The following is a 1,325-nucleotide window of genomic DNA, read 5'->3' as shown; positions in this document are numbered from 1 at the left end:
TGTCGTGCTTGCGCGCGATGGCGTCGGTGACGACCTCCAGCACCATCGGGTGATAGAGGCGAACCACGCCCTCGCAGAGACAGGGGCGCCACTTGTGAAGCGGGCCGAAGCTGCCCTCGCAAAGCCGCTGCAGCCGCCCCTGATCCACGCCCAGGAGCTTGGCCAGCTGCTCGGTATCCGCTGGAAGCGTCCCGATGGGGTTCTGTTCCTGGGCGATGCAGATCAGATCGAAGTAAAGCGCGCGGCACTCCTCGGTGGCCTTCAGGCGCATCTCCGAGTTGAGCCAGCGGCGGTGATGCCAGGCGATGAAGTAATGGCTGTCGAGGCGTTCCTGGCCCGACAGCGGGTATTCTTCGAGATCATCGGTCTCGACGGCGCGCAACGCCGCGCCTGCAGAGGTCAGCGAGCGCATGAGGCGACCTCCCGGGACCGGAGGCGCGCCATTTGGCACGCCAATAGCCTCAACCAGATGGCGCAGAGCGGGCACTGAGCAGGTCGCGTGGGGACCCCGCCAAACGGCGCGGCAGCCAAGCAGAGATCACCGCCGCGCCGGGCCGCTCCAGCACGCGGGGTGCGCCAGGCGGCTGCCCGCCTCTCCCCCTGAGCGGACAGGTCAAAGCAACGCATGGGGCGCCCTCCGCTGTCAATCGGCCCAAATCCGGGGGGTCTGAGCCTCACGCGATCTTCCTCCGCTTGGCGGCGGGGATATCGAGCTTGAGCCGATCCCGGCGCAGGCGCACCGCGTCCTTGTGGCAGCCCGCCAGGCGGGCGATCTCCGTCAGACCCCGCTGGCCATCGACCAGGGCCAGGATCTTCCGGGTGATCTCCTCGTCATCGCCCGAGACCGACTTCTCCCGCCCGCCCCTGAGCGGCGCGGGCTTCGGCCGGGCGATCTCCAGCCCGTCCTCGCGCGCCACCCGCTGGATGCGCTGGCGCGCCGTATGCCGCAGCAGGATGATCTCGCTGATGCTCAGACCGTCCTTGATGTCCTGGGCGATCTCCCGATCCTTCAGGCGGTCTGCCAGGGTCGGCACCTGCGCGCGCTGCATCGTCCGGAAGCCGCCCTTGAAGGCCTCGTTGCGGGTGATGAGCGACTGGGTCTTCGGGTCCCAGACATAGTCCCGGTCCATGCCGCTCACCCCTGACGGGATTCGCCGCTTCTCCTCGGGGATACGCTCCAGCGCCTCGTCGATCAGACGGCGCTCTTCTGCGGTCACGATGTCCATGCGGAACCCTCCAGGGAAAAAGCGGGGCGCGCCGGGTAGGACGCGCCCCAAGTCGGGGACGGACAGATCGGGACCGCGACGCCCCGGACGGCCGCGCGG

At 68.8% G+C, this 1,325-nt stretch carries 1 protein-coding gene and 1 pseudogene; both read right to left on the bottom strand.

Annotated elements, in window-relative coordinates; translation table 11 throughout:
• A pseudogene (locus tag CVM50_RS21870) lies at positions 1–412 on the bottom strand (hypothetical protein); the annotation flags it as partial.
• A 262-nt stretch (positions 413–674) separates the two neighbouring features.
• On the bottom strand, positions 675–1,226 hold the full coding sequence (locus CVM50_RS00025) for a hypothetical protein (protein ID WP_085890138.1): 552 nt from the start codon (positions 1,224–1,226) through the stop codon (positions 675–677).
• Positions 1,227–1,325: the final 99 nt, after the last annotated feature.

Source organism: Pseudooceanicola marinus (genome assembly GCF_002786295.1).
In the GTDB taxonomy this organism is placed as follows: domain Bacteria; phylum Pseudomonadota; class Alphaproteobacteria; order Rhodobacterales; family Rhodobacteraceae; genus Pseudooceanicola; species Pseudooceanicola marinus.
This window is presented reverse-complemented; position numbering and strand designations above follow the sequence as displayed.